Here is a 19,141-nt window from a genome sequence, read left to right as displayed (position 1 = left end):
TCCGACGGAGTATACTAAGTACATGAAGTATTTTGAAATCGTGTTTCACTGTGTGAAACCTAGGAGGTCACCATTTTGTCCAAACTCCCTTATCAAGTGGCGCAGGATCTGCAATCGTCCGGCAAGACGTACCGCTTCTACAGCCTGAAAGCGCTGGAAGAACAAGGCGCGGGTCCGGTATCCAAGCTTCCGTTCTCCATTAAAGTGCTTCTCGAAGCGGCGATTCGCCAATTCGACGGCCGCGGCATTACGGAAGAGCACGTCAAGCAACTCGCGAAGTGGTCCCAAGGCCGCGAAGACAAAGAAATCCCTCTCATTCCCGCTCGCATCGTGCTCCAAGACTTCACCGGCGTACCGGTCGTCGTCGACTTGGCCGCCATGCGCGAGACGGTGAAAAAAGCCGGCGGAGATCCGAAGCGCATCAACCCGCTTGTTCCCGTCGATCTCGTTATCGACCACTCCGTCATGGTCGACGCGTTCGGCACGGCCGACGCGCTGCAATACAACATGGACGTCGAGTTCGAGCGCAACGAAGAACGTTACCGTTTCCTTCGCTGGGCGCAAACGGCGTTCGATAACTTCCGCGCGGTTCCTCCTGCGACAGGTATCGTTCACCAAGTCAACCTCGAGTACCTTGCTTCCGTCGCCGCGACGAAATCGAAAGACGGCGTAACCGAAGTGTATCCGGATTCCCTCGTCGGAACCGACTCCCACACGACGATGATCAACGGTCTCGGCGTCGTAGGCTGGGGCGTCGGCGGCATCGAAGCCGAAGCTTGCATGCTCGGCCAACCGCTTTACTTCGTCATGCCGGAAGTCGTCGGCTTCAAGCTGACGGGCAAGCTGGCGGAAGGCGCTACGGCGACCGACCTCGCGTTGACGGTTACCCAAATCCTTCGCAAAAAAGGCGTCGTAGGCAAATTCGTCGAATTTTTCGGCTCCGGCCTTTCCAACATCAGCCTTGCGGACCGCGCGACGGTCGCGAACATGGCGCCGGAATACGGCGCGACGATCGGTTTCTTCCCGGTCGACAAAGAAACGCTGAACTACATGAGACTGACGGGACGCGAAGAAAGCCAAATCGAACTCGTCGAAGCTTACTACACGGCGCAAGACATGTTCCGCACGGACGCGACTCCGGACCCTGTCTTCACCGAAGTGCTCGAGCTCGACCTGTCCACGATCGTACCTAGCTTGGCGGGACCTAAGCGTCCTCAAGACCGCGTCGAACTGACGGCGATGAAGCAATCGTTCAACGAGAGCATTCGCACGCCGATCGAGAAAGGCGGCTTCGGTCTGACCGAAGAGCAAATCGCGCAATCCGTCGACGTGAAGCACCCGAACGGCAAAGAAAGCAAGCTCGCTACGGGCGCCGTCGTCATCGCGGCGATCACGAGCTGCACGAACACGTCCAACCCGAGCGTTATGATCGGCGCGGGCCTCGTCGCCAAGAAAGCGGTAGAACGCGGACTGACGAAACCGGCTTACGTGAAGAGCTCCCTCACTCCGGGTTCCCTCGTCGTTACCGATTACTTGACCAAAGCGGGCTTGCTGCCTTACCTCGAGAAGCTCGGCTTCTATGTTGCCGGCTACGGCTGCGCGACTTGCATCGGCAACTCCGGTCCGTTGCCGGACGAAGTCAGCGCCGCGATCGCCGAGAAAGACCTTGCCGTTGCCGCCGTTCTGTCCGGTAACCGCAACTTCGAAGGCCGCGTCCACGCGCAAGTCAAAGCGAACTACCTGGCATCTCCGCCGCTCGTCGTCGCTTACGCTCTCGCCGGCAACGTCAACATCGACCTGACGAAAGAGCCGATCGGCCACGACACGAACGGAGAGCCGGTATATCTGAAAGATATCTGGCCGACGAACGAAGAAATTCAAGAAGCGGTAGCCGCTTCCTTGAATCCGGAAATGTTCCGCGCGAAATACAAAAACGTGTTCACGCAAAACGAACAATGGAACAAGATCCCCGTGCCGGAAGGCGAACTGTACGAGTGGGACGACAAGTCCACCTACATCGCGAACCCTCCGTTCTTCAAGGATCTCGCTCCGGAAGCCGGCGACATCGTCGACATCAAAGCGGCTCGCGTCATGGCGCTGATGGGCGATTCGGTTACGACCGACCATATCTCGCCTGCGGGCAACATCAAAGCCGACAGCCCGGCGGGCAAATATTTGCTCGAGCACGGCGTTAAGAAAGAAGACTTCAACTCGTACGGTTCCCGTCGCGGACACCACGAGGTCATGATGAGAGGCACGTTCGCCAACATTCGCATCCGGAACCAAGTCGCTCCGGGCACCGAAGGCGGCGTTACCACTTACTTGCCTACGGGCGAAGTCGAGTCCATCTACGACGCATCGATGAAATACCAAGATAGCGGCACGAACCTCGTCGTTATCGCGGGCAAAGAATATGGCACGGGTAGCTCCCGCGACTGGGCGGCCAAAGGCACGTTCCTGCTCGGCGTCAAAGCGGTCATCGCGGAAAGCTTCGAACGCATTCACCGTTCCAACCTGGTCGGCATGGGCGTTCTCCCGCTTCAATTCGCGAACGGCGCAAGCTGGAACTCCCTCGGCATCAACGGCCGCGAAACTTTCGAAATCGGCGGCCTGTCCAACGACATTCAACCGGGACAAACGGTTAACGTCGTCGCGACGCGCGAAGACGGATCGACGTTCGAGTTCCCTGTCATCGCTCGCCTCGACTCGATGGTCGACGTCGACTACTACCGCAACAGCGGCATCCTGCAGACGGTTCTCCGTCAAATGATGCGTGCCCAATAACCGCATATCACCGACGGCCGCATCGGCGTCAACGCGAAAAACCTTCATCTTCGGATGAAGGTTTTTTGCGAACGAATCAGAACTTATGAGTTTCATGCCATTCTTTTCTGATTCGTCTACGCAAAGCTTCTTTGGCGTCAACGGACACCGAAGGCGTATTTTGCTTGATCCCTTTTGTTTCCGTTCCCCCGCTTCGGTTATAATGAACCCACGGACTCATCGCGGCAACACGCCATAAGCAATTGGAGGATTTCCCGAATGCAGATGAAAAACTCGCGCTCCCATTGGTTTCGGCGTTATTGGCCGTCCATCCTGATCGGCGTTCTCATCGTTCTTTTCGTGATCGCTTATATGAAGCCTTTGCCTTACATGCTCTACGGCGCGGGGACGGCGGAATCCGTCCATCCCCGGGTCGAAACGGGACACAAGCTCGACGAAAAGGGAGAGCTGATGTTCACGACAGTGTCGACCTACTCCAATCCGAACATATTCTCCGTCATCTATGCCCGGATCAATAAGCGTATGGAGGTCAGACCTGTCGCGGAAGCGACGGGCGGCGCGACGAACTTGAAGGCATACCGCAACCTGCTCGCTTGGATGCGAGACAGCTCCGAAGCGAACGCGCTTATCGCCGCCTATACCGCCATGAACAAGCCGATCGACGTAAAGGAGCAAGGCGTCATCGTGTACAGCCTGCTCGCGGAATCCCAAGCACGGGACAACGGTCTCCAGGAAGGCGATATCATCACGAAAGCGGACGGCAAGGAAACGCTGTCAGTCAAAACGCTGTCCGAATATTTTCAGACGAAAAAGGTCGGCGACACGGTCGTGCTGGAAGGGACGCGCGGCGACGAAACGTTCAAAACAAGCGTACCGCTCATCAAGATGCCTTCCGACAACCGGATCGGCGTCGGATTCATTAACCAACCCGTCCTGAAAGTCACGCCGCCCGACCCGGTCAAGTTCGATTTCGCCGATACCGGCGGTCCTTCGGCGGGGCTGATGATGACGCTCGAAATTATCGCCCAACTGACCGGCGAAGACTTGACGCGAGGTTACAAAATCGCCGGGACCGGCACGATCAGCGCGGACGGCACCGTCGGCCTCATCGGCGGCATCAACTACAAGCTGATGGCGGCGGACAGGGAGAAGGCCGACTATTTCCTCGTGCCGTTCAACGACAAGAACTCCTCCAACTGGGATCTCGCGCAGCAAACGGTCAAAGACCTCAAGCTCGACCTTAAGCTCGTGAAAATCTCGAAGCTTCAAGAGGCGGTAGAATTCTTGAAGAAGCTGGAGCTTAAATCCTGACCAAGCAAACGCCTCCAGCATCCTTGGACGTTGGAGGCGTTTTTATCGAAACGCTCCCTCGCTCGCCTTTCGAATTTCTTAACGGAAACCAGTGATCTTATTCGCCGAAATTCACCTCTGTTGTCGCGCTAACGGAATGGAGCGACGTTATTGGGCTCATATTTCGGGATATGACTTGAAAAGTCGCGAAATAGAGGCTTCTGGTTCCGTTAACCTCACAAATGGTCAAAATTTCGCGTAATAACGTCATTTGGTTCCGTTAGCCATTTCTTGTCGTGGTGCCGCGTAGCCGCATATCAAGTCTGAAATACAAAAAAAGCGGGAATCGAAAACTTTCGATTTCCCGTTTTTTTTGTATTTACTAAATAGCCACGACAGGACGATCTTTTTTAGCGGACCAATTACGATTGCGCCCCCCAAAATAGGAGGGAATTATGTCGTATTTGGAACGATCTTCCGGTATTTTCGGCGACAGAGAAATTGCTACCCGAGCCTCGTACCCATCCGATGGGCGGACTCGATGATGGCCGGCGCGTATTCGTGCATGAGATCCGGGGTCAGCCGGTTCGACGGACCGGATACGGCGAGCGCCGCGACCAGCTTGCCGGAACGGTTGAAGATCGGTGCTGCTACGGCCGCCGCGCCCGGTTCGCGCTCCTCGAAACTAGTCGCGTAGCCGACGCGCAGAATGTCGTCGAGCTGCTTCGCAAACGATTCGCGGTCAAGCTGGGCCGGCCAAGCCGCTTCGGCCAAGATCGCGCCGCGCACGCCGGCGTCCGCGAACGCCAGCAACACCTTGCTGGATGCTCCTACGAACAGCGGCAGGCGCGCACCTACCGTCGCCACCCTCCGGATCGCCTGCGTGCTCTGCACCGCTTGGATTCTGACGCGCTCCCCGCGATCCCTGACGTACAGGCTGATCGTCTCGTTCAGTTGATCCCTGAGCCGCTCCATCTCCGGCAACAGCACGACGGACGGATCGTCCGAACGGGAGAGATTCGCCGACAGCTCGAGCACGCTTAAGCCAAGCCTGTATTTTTCCGTGGCCGCGTCCCTGACGACGAAGCCCTTATCTTCCAAAGTCGCCAGAAGACGAAACACGGTACTCTTATGCAAACCGACGAGGCCGGCGATTTCCGTCAATCCCCATTCGTGTCCGGAGACGAAGCAAAGCAAGACGTCGAGCGCCCGCTCGACCGCTCTGACCGTTTTTTTCTCCTCTTCCATCGCCGTGTCTCCCTTCGTTAGCTTGTTTCACGCTATGAAACCGCGTTACGCTCAGTATAACTCAAAACGGGAATCCCGTAAACTTTGGAAGCGCTTTATTACAATTTGATTACGGCGCTCTTACAAGTCGCCGAGTCGCATTGACGCTCTAGGTCTATCGATCTACGATACATTTACGAGACTAGCGACACGACGCAAAGCGAGGCGATTCCCCATGACAACGTTGTCGACGCCCTTTCCCCTTGCCGGCTCCGCGCCGGCGCTCCCAGCCACCGAACGTCCGACCGCTCGCGGCGGCGTCCGCAAATTGGGAAGAATCGCCCTTCGCGCGCTCGTCGCGCTATGCTGCCTGATCTCCGTCGCCTTCGTCGCGTTACACGGGTACGCCGCCTGGTTGTTGTCCCATCCTCCGGTCGTTACGCTCGGCTCCAACCCGATGCTGGCTAAACAGTTGACCTATTCCGACGTTACCTTCCCGAGTTCGGACGGCAACTCGCTCGTCGACGGCTGGTGGATCCCGTCCGCAGGCGACGGCCGCCGCACGGTCGTTCTTAGCCACGGATTCGGCGCGAACCGCGAAGAATTATGGGTGCCGATGTACGACCTCGCCGAGCTGCTGCATCGCAACGATTATAACGTCCTGATGTTCGATTACGCCTACGCGAGCGCCGCCCGCCGCGGCCCCGCTACCGGCGGCATCTCCGAATCCCGGCAATTGTCCGGAGCGATCCAATTCGCCCGCGGCCAAGGCAGCGACGAAGTCGTCGTCTGGGGCTTCTCGATGGGCGCCGGCACGGCTCTGCAAGCCGCTCTGCAAGGCACGACCATCGACGCGATGATCTTGGACAGCACGTTCATCGCCGACGGCGATACGCTCTACGCCAACATCGGCCGCCGGTTCAACGTTCCGAAATACCCTTCCGTTCCGTTGATCGAGATGTTCTTCCCGCTCATGAGCGGAAGCCGCTTGGAACAAATCCCGTCCGACCGTCTTCAAGATACCGCTTACGGCTTTCCGATCTTCCTCATTCACGGCACGTCCGACGACAAGGCGCCGGTCGGCATCTCCGAGCGCGTCGCCCAGGCTCAGACCAATGCCCTATCCCGGTCGTGGATCGTACCCGGAGCTATTCACGAGATGATCTATCGGACTCATACCGACGAATACGTCCAAAGAACGGAAGCGTTCTTGGCGAGCGTGCACGAAGTCGCGGTGGCCAACGCCGCTGAAGCATCCGTCCACCCCGCCTGACGGCGGCTATTCACCTTAATTGGTCACTTTCAACTACTAGACATGGAATAACCTTCCCTTGCATACGATTGGTACGAGGTCATCGGCACGCCGTCCTCGGCCGGCCGATCATGGGGAGGTTATTCGTTCATGCCGTCCGTATACGGTACCATCTCGCCGATTGTTCTGTTGGATGAAATCGCGATCTGGAAGTCGCAAGAGAACGAACACGCCGCCGCGTTGCGGTCGGTCGTTCCCGAGCTGGAAACGGGCTATTCGGAATGGCTTCTTCGTTGGGAAAACGTATTCGAGCAAACGCGCCGATACGCCCTGTCCGTCAAGGCTTACGTCCAGGAAGAGTCCGCCAGAGCCGCTTCTCCGGCATTAGCCGAGCTGCTGCCGAGGCTATTGGACGACTCCTTCGATCAGACTCGGGAATTCACCCGCCAACTGCAGCAGTTTACCGATCGGAGAGGCGTTCTACGCCGGTTGCAACGATCGAACCTCGTCCTCGCCGCGATCACGCGCCAGACTGAATTCGCCGGCGCCCTGCCGGATGTTCTGAGGCGTTCCGGCGCCGTCTCTTTCCTAGACGGAGGAGCATACGCGCAGGTTGCTCCTAACGCAGGAGAAGACGACTCCCCGGACAACTACGGCGGCCCGGAGCCCGCCGACGGAAGCGACAGAACCGACATGCCTGACGGCGCCTGGATGGCGCCCGCGGGCAACGGGACGGCAGCCGGCGCCGTCTCCCCCGTCAAACCCGTACCGATCGGGGGACATACGCTCCCGCCGCTGCCGTATTCTTACAAAGCGCTGGAGCCCTATATCGACGAGAAGACGATGCGCATTCATCACGACAAGCATCACCAAAGCTACGTGGACGGGTTAAACAAAGCCGAGAAGAAGCTTGAGGAAGCGAGACGCTCGGGGGATTTCGATTTGGTGAAACATTGGGAGAGGGAGCTTGCGTTCAACGGGGCGGGACATTACCTGCACACGCTGTTCTGGGACATCATGTCCCCGAGAGGGGGAGGCAAACCGAAGGGAGAACTCCTCGCGGAAATCGAACGCAGCTTCGGCAGCTACGATGCGTTCAAGAAGCAATTTACGGAAGCGGCCAACAAAGTGGAGGGCGGCGGCTGGGCCATTCTCGTCTGGAGTCCGCGCAGCCATCGGCTCGAGATTCTCACGGCCGAGAAACACCAGAACCTGTCGCAATGGGACGTCGTTCCCTTGCTCCCTCTCGACGTCTGGGAGCATGCTTATTACTTGAAGCATCAGAACGATAGGGCCGCGTACGTCAAAGATTGGTGGAACGTCGTTTACTGGCCGTACGTCGAAGAGCGTTACGCCAAGGCGAAAACGCTCCGATGGGTGCCTTATTGAGATTCCGTGCCGCTAAGCGTTCGCTGAATTCCGTTCGTTCGGCGGGATCGAGGCGGCGAGCAGCTTCTTGTAGACGTCCATTCGAAGCGCCCGAAGTTCCCAGATGCGATCCCTTAACGCGATGAGCTCTTCCTTGTCGCTCGAAACGCGCATTTGCTCGTACAGGTTCAACAAATCTTTATTCAGGCTTTCGAAGTTTCTCAGCACCTCGGCGTGAGCGATTACTCGAAGCTCCTTGGCGATGAGTTTTTCCCTGTCGGCCATCTTCTTCAGCAACCGGTCCTGCCATTCGGAATCGCCGAGCAGCAGCGCCATATTGTACATATCCAAATGATCGTCCATCCACTTGCGCGCGTACGTGCTATGCGACCGTTCGCTGTCATTCATCGCCCGCGCCCCCTTCGCCCGTTTCGCCAAGTCAATATACCTAGTATTATACTAGGAATTAATCCAATTTCAACACCCGAACGCCTAGTTTAACCTTTACATCTATAAAAATGGGCCGTTCCGCCATCCGATGAGGATGAAGAAACGGCCCTTCCGGTACGAACGGGGACGCTTTAGAGGCTCCAGTCGAGCTTGACTTCGCCGCCGGTACGGGAAGACTCGTAGATAGCGTCGATGATCAGGTTGCTGCGAAGTCCCGTTTCCGCGGACGTCCACGGCGTCTCGCCCGTTCTGACGCAATGCAGGAAATGACGGCTCAGGCGAACGCGAGCGCCTTCGTCCTCCTCCGGCGACGTCAAGGTAACGTCGACCGTCTGATCGAATCTTTCCGTCAGGAATTTGCCTTCGCTGCCGCGAATGACGGCGCCGCCGTCCGAGCCCATCAGTTGAACGAACGGCGAGTTGTCCGTATCCATGTGCACCGCCCAGCTCACTTCGAGCGTCAGGGACGTTCCGTCGTCCATCTTGATGATGGCCGTCGCCAAGTCTTCCACGTCGTACACGCCGTTCCAATCCGGCTTGCCCCAGTTGCCGATGCCCTTCTTGCGGGGACCGAATTCGGCATACGTCGAGCCGTAGACCGCAACCGGCTTAGGCTCACCCATCAGGAAGAACGCCAGATCCAGCATATGGACGCCGATATCGATCAGCGGGCCGCCGCCGGATTGCTCGTGGCGGGTAAACCACGTTCCCCATCCCGGAATTCCCTTGCGGCGATACCAGCCCGTCTTCGCCGTATAGATCTTGCCGAGCTCTCCGCGGTCGATCTGTCCCTTAACCTGCAGGGAGAGCGGCTCCCAGCGCATTTGGTGGGCGACCATGACCGTTTTGCCGGAACGCTTCTGCGCCCGGACGATAGCCTTCGCGGCGGCGGAATCGAGACCCATCGGCTTCTCGACCAGCACGTGCTTGCCGCTCTCCAGAGCGGCGATCGTCAGCGCAGCGTGAGCCATATTCGGTACGGCCACGATGACGGCGTCCACGTCATCGCGCGCGATCAACGCTTCGGGCGACGGACTGACGACGGGAATGCCGTATTGGGCGGAGCGTTGTTCCGCAAGCGGAAGATACGTGTCCGTGATCGCGACGAATTCGCACTCGTCCTTCAATTTGCCGAACTCCTGCAAATGCACGTTGCCGATATTGCCCGCCCCTATGAGTCCGATGCGAAGTTTGACCGGTTTAGACATTGTTATTATTCCTCCATGTGTGAGCGATTGTTATCATCGTTTCCCTCATCATAATCCTCTCTCGTTCGATCCGACATGGCGGATTTAGCCGACTTATTATGGTCTTTTGCCCACTCTCGTAACCGCCTGCGACAGGATGCTCGAATCGGGAACCAAGCAAAAACGCCTTCGGCGTCCTCTGGGCGCTAAAGAAGCTTTGCGGAGACGATTCAGAAATGGATAAGCGTGAAACTTATACATTCTGAATCGTGAAAAAAAACCGTTCAAGCAACGTCAATTCGTTGCTTGAACGGTTCTCGGGTCTCGGGTTATCTCTTGAGCAGCTCCAGGAATTCGGAACGAAGCGCGGCGCTTTGACGGAACTGTCCGCGCACTGCGGAAGTGACCGTCTTGCTTCCCGGCTTCTTGACTCCCCGCGCGCACATGCACAGATGCTCGCCTTCGACGACGACCATGACGCCGTTAGGCTTCAGCACCTCGTCGAGAATGTCGGCGATCTGCGACGTGATTCTCTCCTGAACTTGCAGCTTCCGCGTGATAGCCTCGACGAGCCGCGCGAGCTTGCTTAAGCCCGCGATTTTGCCGCTCGGGATGTACCCGATATGGGCTTTCCCGAAGAAAGGCGCCATGTGATGCTCGCACTGGCTGTAATACACGATGTCTTTCACGATAACGAGTTCCTCGTGCTGCTCGTCGAAAGTGACGCCGAGCACGTCCCTCGGATCGACCTCGTAGCCGGCGAAAATCTCCTCGTACATCCGGGTCACGCGCGCGGGCGTCTCGAGCAAGCCTTCCCGTTCGACGTTCTCCCCGATCAACTTCAGGATTTCCCTCACGTGATATTCGATCTGCTCGCGATTGCTACCGACCCAGGAGTTGTTGTAATCCTTTGCTCCTGCCATGGCAATCCCTCCTCGCTATCTACGGAACTTCGGATTATTCCTGTCGTGCCCGCCCGAATTCGGCTTTTGGTTGCCGCCGCCGTCTTGTTTTTTCATCATTTTTTGCGCTTGCGCGATTTGTTGGCTGTTCATGTTGTAACCCATTTGCTTCGCCATCTTCTGAAGCATCTCCGGGTTGCTTTGCATCTTCGTCATTTGGTTGCGCAAGTAGAACACGCCGACGACAAAACCAAGGATCAACCCGACGATCAACGTCAATATCGGGATAATGTAGGACCACATAACCTAACCGCCTCCGCGTTCATTATAAAACCCCGTTCATGCCGCGACGCGAGATGAGCAGGGCTGTCGTCCTATGATAGCATGGCCGAACTGAAGTTCGCAAACGGGATTATCCGGCATCCTGCCCTATGATAATACCGACTCGATGAACACCGTCGGATGCTGCGCCAAGTCCATCTCGTTAAAGCCGACCGCCTCGTCGCCGTCCTTGTTGAGGATGCGCACGACCGGTCGTCCGGGCAAGCCCCGGTGCTGTCCGACGACGACGCCGATCTGGCGGTTGGTCAAGCGTACGGAAATTCCGTTCGGATAGATCGAGACGATTCTCATGAACTGGATCAATACTTCATGGTCGAGCCGAGTGCCCGACATCGCGTTCAACCGCTCGCAAGCTTCGTGCGGCAACAACGGGGCTTCGCCGTCCGTTCCGTAGATCAAGTTGTCGTAGACGTTCGCCACCGCCGCGATCTTCGCGTACGTATGGATGTCGTCCCCGGTCAATCCGCGCGGTGCGCCGCTGCCATCGACCGATTCGTGGTGTTGGAACGCGACGTGAGCGATAAGCAAGCTGTATTCGCGCTTGTTCTTGATCAGCTCGAAGCCGCGCCAAGCGTGGTGCATGCGGCCTTCTTGTTCTTCGGGTGCGCCGATCTTGCCGATGTCGTGCAAGAGCGCGCCGATGGCCAGCTCCTTCAGTTGGATCATGTTGAGTCCCATATTCAGCCCGAGCAAGCACGAGATCATGCAGACGTTCATCGCGTGCATGAACATCGCGTTGTCCTCCGTCCGGATGTCGGACAGCTGTACGAGCATGTTCTGATTTTTCAGGATTTCGTCCAGCATCTCGTCGACGGTCTGGCTGACCGCCTTCGTATTGAACGCTTTTCCCGACCGGAGAGATTCGAACGTTTCCGACATGAGATGAATGACGGCCCTCTTCGTCTCGTCGTTAAGCACTTCGTCTTCCGGAATATCCCGGTACATCGGATTGTCCAGATAGACCGTCGTCACTCCGAGACGTTTCAGCGTGCTAATCATATATACCGTTAATTGAACGCCCTTGGACAGCAATACCGTCCCGTTCGAGGAGAAGATCGTCTTTCCTAACGTTTGTCCCGTTTCGACCGTTTCGATATCGACCAATTTCATCGTTGGACACTCCTGCCTTTATGTTTGAGTCGGTTCGAACTCGCGCTATACGATATTTCGGCATAATCGGCATCCCAAGTTACAGCCGAACGGTGAATTTCCTCTCATTTCCTCGGAAATAATCATACCCGTTCCAACGCTTTCCCGATCGACGCGGCGACTTCCCCGTCTTTTTCCGCGGCAAGCGCGGCGGTTAACGAGCGTTCCGCTTCTTCTCCGCCGATTTTCCCCAGCGCCCAGGCGGCCGTCGAGCGAAGCGCCGGCCTCGGGTCCTCTCGCAGCACTCTCGCCACGTCCGGCACGGACTCCTTGTCCTTGAAGTTGCCGAGCGCGATCAGGGCATTGCGTTGAATCGGCTTGCGACCTCGCCAAGCGGCCGAAGTGCCGCCGAACGTCTCGCGAAACTCGCGGTTGCCCATCGCGAGCAGGGGACGAAGCAGCGGCTTGGCCACTTCGGGATCGGGAATCAACTCCCCGTGGTGCCTGACGTCGATTTTACGATTGACCGGACAGACGATCTGACAGGTATCGCAACCGTATAGCCGGTTACCGATCTTCTCCATCATCCGCTCGTCGATCGTATCCTTCGTCTGCGTGACGTAGGAAATGCACAGCTGCGCGTTCAGTTGACCCGGACCGACGAGCGCGCCGGTCGGACAGGCGTCGATGCAGATCGTGCAGTCGCCGCAGCCTTCCGGAATGCTTTCGTCCGCGGGCAGGGGCAGATCCGTCAGCATCTCCCCCAGGTAAACCCAAGAGCCGAGCTCCGGCGTGATCGTGGAGCAATTTTTGCCGCTCCAGCCGATGCCTGCACGCTCCGCGACGGCGCGGTCCGACAGCGCGCCCGTATCCACCATGGACATCGTCGTCGCTCCCGGTACGCGTTCCTTAATCCACTCGTCCAGCTTCGCGAGCCGCCGCCTTAGCGCCTGATGATAATCTTCGCCCCACGCGGAACGCGACAAGATACCCCGCCGCTTGCCAGGTTCGGACACGGGCGCCCCCTTCAGCTTGGACGGATAGGCGACGGCGATCGCGATGATCGAACGGACGCCGGGCATAAGACGAGCCGGATCTGTGCGCAAATCCAGATCCGGCTCTTCGAAACCAGATTCGTATCCAAGCTCCCGATGCCGGACGAGCCTCTCCCTCAATTCCAAGAAAATTCCGGCCGACGCGATCCTCAGCTTGTCGATGCCGAGCGAGGAGGCCGCGTCGACCATCTCTTCTTTCAACCGACGCCAGTAAGCGGCATCGCGTTTAATCGCTTGTTCGCTCACAGCTTCGTCCAGCGGCTGATCGGCCAGATGATCAGATCCGCCCTTCCTTTAATCATCGATTCGGGCACCTCGTTGAACGCGCGGCTATCCCGGCTTGCCCTCTCGTGCCGGTTATCCCCCATGACGAAATAGTGTCCCGCGCTTACCGTCGTCGGACCGTAATCTCCGTCTTCGATCTTCGAATCGGTATACGGTTCGACCGTCAGCTCGCCGTTCACGTACAGTTCGCCGCTTCGGATTTCGAGCGTGTCGCCGGGCATGCCGATGACGCGCTTCACCAAATATTCCTTATGCTCCGGGCCGTTGCTCGGATCCTTCAGCACGACGACGTCCCCGCGCTTGACGCTTCCGAACTCCAGCGAGATTTTATTGACGAATAGCCATTCATTCTCATGGAGCGTCGGTTCCATCGATACTTTCTTGACTGTAGATAGCTGAAACACGTATGCCTGCAGCAGCAGCACGATCGCCGCGGCCACGACGAGCGCCCTCGTCCAGTCCCATAATTCCTTGCGCCAGCCGATGAATACCGGTCTGCGCGAGGCGCGCCTTCTGCCTCCGGAAGGCGCGATCGGCTCCGATTGCTGTTTCATGGGTGCCCGCTCCTCTCAGCCGTCTCCGTCCGATTTCGATCCGCCTTTTTCCACTCTTCGTAATAGTCGTAGATTTCTTCTTCGCCGAACGGAAAAGCCCTGTCCGCGATCGCTTCCTTTAATTCGAGGAGAGCGGCCTCGACGCGGGCTTCGACGTCTTCGCCGTACCTGAGCTCTTCCTTGTGCCTGCAGAACTCGTCCCGGTCGAGCTCGACGACCGTTCCGTCCGGCATGAACGACACGTCCAGATCGTAATCGATATAAGTGAGCACGTTGTTGTAACGATAAGGCGGGGAAGCCAAATTGCAATAATAGCGGATTCCTTTCTCCTCGATCAGCGCGACGACGTTGTACCAGCGGCCCGGCATGAAGAATGAGACGGCCGGCACGCGGCTGATCCATTCCTTGCCGTCCCCTTCGACGATGACGGTATGATCGTTAAGAAGCACCCACGCTTCTTCCTTCGCATGGCGGGGATGTAGCTTCTCCGCGGGCACGAGCCAATTCTCGAGCCATACCCGGTGTACCGATCCGTTATGTTTGAAGCTTTTAATGACGCACTCGGCGTACGGACTTCCCGGTACCGCCATACACATCTGCCCCCGTCGATCCCTCAAGTTGGTGCTGCCGCATCGTGAGCCAATCAACGTGCGATATTATAAGAAAAGCATATCTACCCGCCAAAATCAATGGCGACCGATATGCTTTAGGGGTAGATCATGAACATGATTTCCTATATATGTCGTTAGCCCGCGACGATCGACAATGGCTGCGTCGGATTCACGAAATCGCTCGGTTTCAGCCCCAGCGAATCGTAGAACGGCCTCAGCAGTTCGTTATGCTTGTCCTCCGCAATCAGCACTTTCATGACTTTGCGCTGACGGAAACGATTGTTCATCGTCGATATGAGGGACCTTCCGACCCCCTGCATCCTGAACGCTTCTTGAACGGCTATGCGGTACACGTAGCCCTTCGATTGGTCGATCGTTCCGATCAATACGCCGACGATTTCGCCTTCCTTCTCCGCGACGAGAACGAGCTCGCTGTCCCACGACAGCTGCCGGGCGAAAGCGCCCATAGTCTCTTCGCAGCATTCCTCCGACAGCACTTCTTCCAGAAGCTCCGCGACCGATCTGTAGTCTGACAATTGGAAAGAACGAATCTGCATGCTGATCTTTTCCCCCGGACCGTGAGTTTTACATCCAGATAACGATTTAACAGTCTCTTAATTCTACGACAATTTAGCGAAATATCTAGTTCTTTTATTAAAAAAACATAAATTTTTTCGTAAAAATGATAGAAAACGTGTTGAAAACGCTTTATTCGAGACGATTACCATGTGTTTATAGATGTTTTCCCCCGAATATCGCGATATTCGCCCGCTTTTGCTGAATAATCGACGAATTATTTGGCAAAATATCATAGTCCGGAGACGCTTTCGACTTTTTATACATCGATGTTGATTTACTCGGATAGATGAGGGATAATAGTCGTGAGCAACGCTAGCTGTAGCCATAGCTACATATCAGAACCAACATTAATAGGAGGTAATATCCATGGCACACGAATTACCGGCACTTCCTTACGCGACAGACGCGCTCGAGCCCCACATCGACACGGCGACGATGGAAATCCACCACGGACGCCACCACAACGCTTACGTAACGAACCTGAACAACGCGCTGAAATCCGCTCCCGAGCTGGAAAGCAAAAGCGTAGAAGACTTGATCGCCGACCTGAACGCTGTACCGGAAGCGATCCGCACGGCCGTTCGCAACAACGGCGGCGGACACGCGAACCACAGCCTGTTCTGGAAAACGATCGCTCCAAACGCGGGCGGCACGCCTACCGGCGCACTCGCCGCCGCGATCGACGGCGAGCTGGGCGGCTTCGATAAATTCAAAGAAACTTTCGCCGCGGCCGGCGCGACTCGCTTCGGTTCCGGATGGGCTTGGCTCGCGCTGAGCAAAGACGGCAAACTGAAAGTATACAGCCTGCCGAACCAAGACAGCCCGATCATGGAAGGCGAAACGCCTCTGCTCGGACTCGACGTCTGGGAGCACGCCTACTACTTGAAATACCAAAACAAACGTCCGGACTACATCGCGGCGTTCTGGAGCGTCGTCGACTGGAACGCGGTCGGCGCGATCTACGACGCGGCGAAGTAATTCGACAAGCTATAATAAGAAAAACCGTCAGGGAAGTTCGCCCTGACGGTTTTCTGTCGTATGTATGCTTCTTCTACTCATTGTTGCAGGCCGCCCCGTTCCGGAAAATAAATGCATAAGGCTTGTTATTTTCATGAAACGGCCCTCAAAAATGAAAGTACCTGCAAAACTCCCATTATTTCTCTTGAACGTTGCAAGAATCGGCATATTGCTAGTGAATAACCGCAAATGGTTGTTATTTGATCTTCCGCTCCCTATTTCGAGGACATTAAATGGAAATGGTTGTTATTTCGTATGTCCTCAAGATCAACGCGATGGAACCGTTGCCCAGAATCAAACAGCCCCGAGATGTACGGGAATGGTCATTTTCAACTTTGAACTCTCCCTATGGCCGACTTGATGGGTTGCTCTCGTCCTAACCGGCCGGCTCTTCCGGTATGCGGATCAAACAATCCAGCACGTTCATTAACTCTCCCCTTGCTTGGTTCAAGAATCCCATGATCGAATCTTGCAGCTTGTCCGTCTGCAGCGACGCGTTCAGCCAGAGTTGCTTGTTGAGCAACACGATCGATAGGTCGAACGAGGACGGATAACGCCTGATTTCCTCGTAAATCGTCGTTTGCAAATAGGCTTCCGACAGCACCATCGAGAAAATGAGAACCGGATGGCCCGGATGCATGTCTATAATCTGGAACTGCTCGGGCAGAGGATAATTTCGCTTGCGCCAACGGTAGCCGTACGACACTTGCTCTTCATCCTCCCATACGGGCTCGTACATGCTTATCGCCTCGAGAAAGAGCTGCCTGTAGAATTCGGTAAGCTTCACTTCTCTCCCCCTTAAGTTCGCCGGCACAGCACGGGTTTGCTTCGCCTAACAGTAACTTTAAGTTCGAAGTATTAAATCTTGTGGCGGCTTAATATGTGAAAGGTATGTTTTTCCTTAACCGAATGGACGAGTACGCGGGAAGATGTTAGCAAAATGTTTGGAGACTTCCGCCGCCGCGGTATTTCGGAGAACGCAAAAACACCCGCGACGCCCGCCCCGGGTGTTGTCCTGCCGTTATTCGTCCTTTTCCTTCGCACGGTCAACGAAATACTCCGTTAACAATTTTCTAAACACGTTCGGCCACGAATAAAGCTCGAACTGCTCCGGACCGACCCACTCGTAGCCCGTACGATCCGCTACGAACAGCTCTTCCGCCGCCCGGGCCGGAAGCACCTTGATATGCCAGACGAGGTGCGTGAAGACGTGTTGGGCATCGAAGGCGGAGCGCTCCGTCGCCTTCGCGACGATCCCGTCCTCGGCGAGTGCCGCTTCCAAGCCTCGTCCGCCTTCGGCGAGATCTTCCCAAGCGGCCGCATCCGCCGCCTCGATATGGGGCAGCTCCCACATCTTCGCGAGCAAGCCCGTGTCCGGCCTGCGCCGGACGAGCACCTTGCCCGCATGCGGGCCGACGCCCTCAATCAATGCCGCGAAGCGATAGACGTCGCGCGCCTTCTTCGCCTTCGTCTTCACGGGCAGCTCCTTCTCGCGCCCCGCCAGCCTAGCGAGACAAGGCTCGGCGACCGGACAGCCGCCGCACGACGGCGACTTCGGCGTGCAGATCAGAGCGCCGAGCTCCATGAGCGCTTGGTTGAAGTCCGCCGCCTGGCCTTCCGGAATAAGCGAAGCTGCCAAGCTTTCCATGTCGACCCTCGTCGCGGGCTTCGAGATATCCGCATCCAGACAGAAATAGCGCGACAAAACGCGCATGACGTTGCCGTCCACGGCAGGCTCGGGCTGATCGTAAGCGATGCTCAGTATCGCTCCCGCCGTATAGGGGCCGACGCCCTTCAAGCCGGACACTTCCTTCTTGACTCTCGGCACGCGGCCTTCGTACAGCTCCGCGACTTCTCTCGCGGCCGCTTGAAGGTTCCGGGCGCGCGAATAGTAGCCAAGCCCTTCCCAATGCTTGAGAACGTCCTCCTCGGGCGCCTCGGCGAGATCCCCAACGGTCGGGAAGCGGTCGACGAACCGGTTGAAATAAGGAATGACCGTATCCACCCTCGTCTGCTGCAGCATGATTTCCGATACCCATATATGATAAGGATTCCTGCTCCTTCTCCAGGGCAAGTCCCTTCGTTCCTTGCGATACCACTTCAGCAACTCCGCGCCGAAATACGTCTTGCCGTCGTTCATGCCTTCTACGTTCTCCTCTCGTCCGCCTCGTCGCTAATGGTCGCCGCCGAAGCGAACGCCGCGGATTGCTTGCGGTAGCGGCTCGGCGTCAAGCCGGTATGCGCCTTGAACATTCGCGAGAAGTAGTAGATTTGCATGCCGACTTTGCCGGCGACCGCCGACACGTTGCATTCGGGCAATAGCAGCATGATTTTGGCCACTTCCATCCGCCGCATGTTCACGTACTGGATCGGCGAATACCCGAGGATTCCCTTGAAGAAAACGATAAAATAGTTCGGGTGCAAAAAGACTTGCTTGGCCAGGCTTTCGACCGTGATATTGTCCGCGAGATGTTCGTCGATGTATTTCAAGATCGCATTGATCTTCTGAAGCTCTTCCGAAGGAGCCGATTGCGGATCGCTTTCCTGTCCCCCGTCCGGCAAGTTATCCAGGTAGACGCTTATCATTTCCAGCATCGTCGCCTTGATTCTCAGCCTGGACGTCAGCTTGTCCCTCGCCAACTCCTCGTACAACCTGCCGAACAGTTCGGAGACGGCGGGCGAATCGCTCACTTCGACGCTAAGCGGAAGCTGAAGCGTCCGATAGAGCTCGCGGTCTTCGTAGCTGCTGCGAAAGTGGCACCATTGCAGCGTAAGCGAAGTTCCTTCTTCGAGGGAGATGCGATGGGGCATTCCGGCCAGCAAAACAAACAGCTTTCCCGCCTTCATCTCGACCTGCCTGCCTTGCGCGGACAGCGTCCCCTTGCCTTCCTTCACGAACAAAAAGCGGTTGCAGTCGTAAATATCTTCCCGTTCTTTATGCGTACCGACGTCCATCACCGTTTCCGCGGCTGCGGCGACTTCGATGTTCATGTGCTCGAAATGTTTCATCATGATCGTCAAAAAGTTCGTTGTCATCTCTTAGCCCCATTAATTCCGAAATCTGTTTCGATTGTCGTTCGGATCGTATTTGCTTAACATATTCCATTATACGTCAGGTTGTCCGCCGCGTAAATTTACAGTTTCATTTC

The 19,141-nt window shown here is 56.6% G+C and carries 18 protein-coding genes; 5 read left to right on the top strand and 13 right to left on the bottom strand.

Annotation, left to right across the window (positions count from 1 at the left end):
* The first annotated feature begins 75 nt into the window (after nt 1–75).
* Together acnA and ACFPPD_RS19055 are read left to right on the top strand one after the other, a co-directional pair.
* A complete protein-coding gene (gene acnA / locus ACFPPD_RS19060) occupies nt 76–2,784 on the top strand; it encodes an aconitate hydratase AcnA (protein ID WP_378082906.1) in 2,709 nt (902 codons plus the stop codon).
* Nucleotides 2,785–3,042: 258 nt separating this feature from the next.
* A complete protein-coding gene (locus ACFPPD_RS19055) occupies nt 3,043–4,095 on the top strand; it encodes a YlbL family protein (RefSeq protein WP_209747857.1) in 1,053 nt (350 codons plus the stop codon).
* A 483-nt stretch (nt 4,096–4,578) separates the two neighbouring features.
* Here the strand turns inward: ACFPPD_RS19055 and ACFPPD_RS19050 are convergent, their stop codons facing one another.
* Nucleotides 4,579–5,322: an IclR family transcriptional regulator gene (locus ACFPPD_RS19050; protein WP_209747855.1), complete on the bottom strand. Its 744-nt coding sequence runs from the start codon at nt 5,320–5,322 to the stop codon at nt 4,579–4,581.
* Nucleotides 5,323–5,536: 214 nt separating this feature from the next.
* On the opposite strand from ACFPPD_RS19050, the gene ACFPPD_RS19045 reads away from it, so the two are divergent.
* Nucleotides 5,537–6,574 (top strand): alpha/beta hydrolase, encoded by a 1,038-nt coding sequence (locus tag ACFPPD_RS19045; protein ID WP_209747852.1) that lies wholly within the window; start codon nt 5,537–5,539, stop codon nt 6,572–6,574.
* 129 nt (nt 6,575–6,703) lie between these two features.
* Nucleotides 6,704–7,942: a Fe-Mn family superoxide dismutase gene (locus tag ACFPPD_RS19040; protein ID WP_209747850.1), complete on the top strand. Its 1,239-nt coding sequence runs from the start codon at nt 6,704–6,706 to the stop codon at nt 7,940–7,942.
* 12 nt (nt 7,943–7,954) lie between these two features.
* Here the strand turns inward: ACFPPD_RS19040 and ACFPPD_RS19035 are convergent, their stop codons facing one another.
* The 9 genes from ACFPPD_RS19035 to ACFPPD_RS18995 form a co-directional block, all read right to left on the bottom strand.
* On the bottom strand, nt 7,955–8,329 hold the full coding sequence (locus tag ACFPPD_RS19035) for a hypothetical protein (protein WP_209747848.1): 375 nt from the start codon (nt 8,327–8,329) through the stop codon (nt 7,955–7,957).
* Nucleotides 8,330–8,502: 173 nt separating this feature from the next.
* Nucleotides 8,503–9,579, bottom strand: a complete 1,077-nt coding sequence (locus ACFPPD_RS19030) for a Gfo/Idh/MocA family protein (protein WP_209747845.1) — start codon at nt 9,577–9,579, stop codon at nt 8,503–8,505.
* Nucleotides 9,580–9,887: 308 nt separating this feature from the next.
* The gene (gene folE / locus ACFPPD_RS19025; RefSeq protein ID WP_209747843.1) at nt 9,888–10,481 is read right to left on the bottom strand and encodes a GTP cyclohydrolase I FolE; all 594 of its coding nucleotides are present in this window, start codon (nt 10,479–10,481) and stop codon (nt 9,888–9,890) included.
* Between the two features lie 15 nt (nt 10,482–10,496).
* Nucleotides 10,497–10,763: a YneF family protein gene (locus ACFPPD_RS19020; RefSeq protein ID WP_209747841.1), complete on the bottom strand. Its 267-nt coding sequence runs from the start codon at nt 10,761–10,763 to the stop codon at nt 10,497–10,499.
* 126 nt (nt 10,764–10,889) lie between these two features.
* Nucleotides 10,890–11,912: an HD-GYP domain-containing protein gene (locus ACFPPD_RS19015; protein ID WP_209747839.1), complete on the bottom strand. Its 1,023-nt coding sequence runs from the start codon at nt 11,910–11,912 to the stop codon at nt 10,890–10,892.
* A 122-nt stretch (nt 11,913–12,034) separates the two neighbouring features.
* Nucleotides 12,035–13,135: a tRNA epoxyqueuosine(34) reductase QueG gene (queG, locus tag ACFPPD_RS19010; RefSeq protein ID WP_209748047.1), complete on the bottom strand. Its 1,101-nt coding sequence runs from the start codon at nt 13,133–13,135 to the stop codon at nt 12,035–12,037.
* 53 nt (nt 13,136–13,188) lie between these two features.
* Nucleotides 13,189–13,785, bottom strand: coding sequence for a signal peptidase I (gene lepB / locus ACFPPD_RS19005; protein ID WP_209747837.1), 597 nt, complete (start codon nt 13,783–13,785; stop codon nt 13,189–13,191).
* Entirely contained in the window at nt 13,782–14,375 is a 594-nt protein-coding gene (locus ACFPPD_RS19000) for a DUF402 domain-containing protein (protein ID WP_209747835.1), read from the bottom strand. The genes lepB and ACFPPD_RS19000 overlap by 4 nt, the downstream gene beginning before the upstream one ends.
* 155 nt (nt 14,376–14,530) lie before the next feature.
* Nucleotides 14,531–14,953, bottom strand: a complete 423-nt coding sequence (locus ACFPPD_RS18995) for a GNAT family N-acetyltransferase (RefSeq protein WP_209747833.1) — start codon at nt 14,951–14,953, stop codon at nt 14,531–14,533.
* Between the two features lie 388 nt (nt 14,954–15,341).
* On the opposite strand from ACFPPD_RS18995, the gene ACFPPD_RS18990 reads away from it, so the two are divergent.
* Entirely contained in the window at nt 15,342–15,953 is a 612-nt protein-coding gene (locus ACFPPD_RS18990; RefSeq protein ID WP_209747830.1) for a superoxide dismutase, read from the top strand.
* A gap of 415 nt (nt 15,954–16,368) precedes the next feature.
* Here ACFPPD_RS18990 and ACFPPD_RS18985 read toward each other — a convergent pair whose 3' ends face one another.
* From ACFPPD_RS18985 to ACFPPD_RS18975, 3 genes are all read right to left on the bottom strand, one after another.
* Nucleotides 16,369–16,779 carry a hypothetical protein gene (locus ACFPPD_RS18985; RefSeq protein WP_209747828.1) on the bottom strand — a complete coding sequence of 137 codons (411 nt, stop codon included), beginning with the start codon at nt 16,777–16,779 and terminating at the stop codon, nt 16,369–16,371.
* 234 nt (nt 16,780–17,013) lie between these two features.
* Nucleotides 17,014–18,132 carry an A/G-specific adenine glycosylase gene (mutY, locus tag ACFPPD_RS18980; protein WP_209747825.1) on the bottom strand — a complete coding sequence of 373 codons (1,119 nt, stop codon included), beginning with the start codon at nt 18,130–18,132 and terminating at the stop codon, nt 17,014–17,016.
* Nucleotides 18,133–18,137: 5 nt separating this feature from the next.
* Nucleotides 18,138–19,028 carry an AraC family transcriptional regulator gene (locus tag ACFPPD_RS18975; protein ID WP_209747822.1) on the bottom strand — a complete coding sequence of 297 codons (891 nt, stop codon included), beginning with the start codon at nt 19,026–19,028 and terminating at the stop codon, nt 18,138–18,140.
* Between the last annotated feature and the right edge of the window lie 113 nt (nt 19,029–19,141).

Origin of the sequence: Cohnella suwonensis, from assembly GCF_042655365.1 — a bacterium.
Classification (GTDB): domain Bacteria; phylum Bacillota; class Bacilli; order Paenibacillales; family Paenibacillaceae; genus Cohnella; species Cohnella suwonensis.
This window is presented reverse-complemented; position numbering and strand designations above follow the sequence as displayed.

What these genes read in the sequence shown, in the direction of transcription:
- ACFPPD_RS19035 (WP_209747848.1), bottom strand. Translation starts at nt 8,329, where the DNA reads ATGAATGACAGCGAACGGTCGCATAGCACGTACGCGCGCAAGTGGATG.
- ACFPPD_RS18975 (WP_209747822.1), bottom strand. Translation starts at nt 19,028, where the DNA reads ATGACAACGAACTTTTTGACGATCATGATGAAACATTTCGAGCACATG.
- ACFPPD_RS19000 (WP_209747835.1), bottom strand. Translation starts at nt 14,375, where the DNA reads ATGGCGGTACCGGGAAGTCCGTACGCCGAGTGCGTCATTAAAAGCTTC.
- ACFPPD_RS19055 (WP_209747857.1), top strand. Translation starts at nt 3,043, where the DNA reads ATGCAGATGAAAAACTCGCGCTCCCATTGGTTTCGGCGTTATTGGCCG.
- ACFPPD_RS18995 (WP_209747833.1), bottom strand. Translation starts at nt 14,953, where the DNA reads ATGCAGATTCGTTCTTTCCAATTGTCAGACTACAGATCGGTCGCGGAG.
- ACFPPD_RS19050 (WP_209747855.1), bottom strand. Translation starts at nt 5,322, where the DNA reads ATGGAAGAGGAGAAAAAAACGGTCAGAGCGGTCGAGCGGGCGCTCGAC.
- ACFPPD_RS19015 (WP_209747839.1), bottom strand. Translation starts at nt 11,912, where the DNA reads ATGAAATTGGTCGATATCGAAACGGTCGAAACGGGACAAACGTTAGGA.
- mutY (WP_209747825.1), bottom strand. Translation starts at nt 18,132, where the DNA reads ATGAACGACGGCAAGACGTATTTCGGCGCGGAGTTGCTGAAGTGGTAT.
- ACFPPD_RS19020 (WP_209747841.1), bottom strand. Translation starts at nt 10,763, where the DNA reads ATGTGGTCCTACATTATCCCGATATTGACGTTGATCGTCGGGTTGATC.
- ACFPPD_RS18990 (WP_209747830.1), top strand. Translation starts at nt 15,342, where the DNA reads ATGGCACACGAATTACCGGCACTTCCTTACGCGACAGACGCGCTCGAG.
- ACFPPD_RS19030 (WP_209747845.1), bottom strand. Translation starts at nt 9,579, where the DNA reads ATGTCTAAACCGGTCAAACTTCGCATCGGACTCATAGGGGCGGGCAAT.
- ACFPPD_RS19045 (WP_209747852.1), top strand. Translation starts at nt 5,537, where the DNA reads ATGACAACGTTGTCGACGCCCTTTCCCCTTGCCGGCTCCGCGCCGGCG.
- lepB (WP_209747837.1), bottom strand. Translation starts at nt 13,785, where the DNA reads ATGAAACAGCAATCGGAGCCGATCGCGCCTTCCGGAGGCAGAAGGCGC.
- ACFPPD_RS19040 (WP_209747850.1), top strand. Translation starts at nt 6,704, where the DNA reads ATGCCGTCCGTATACGGTACCATCTCGCCGATTGTTCTGTTGGATGAA.
- queG (WP_209748047.1), bottom strand. Translation starts at nt 13,135, where the DNA reads ATGGTCGACGCGGCCTCCTCGCTCGGCATCGACAAGCTGAGGATCGCG.
- folE (WP_209747843.1), bottom strand. Translation starts at nt 10,481, where the DNA reads ATGGCAGGAGCAAAGGATTACAACAACTCCTGGGTCGGTAGCAATCGC.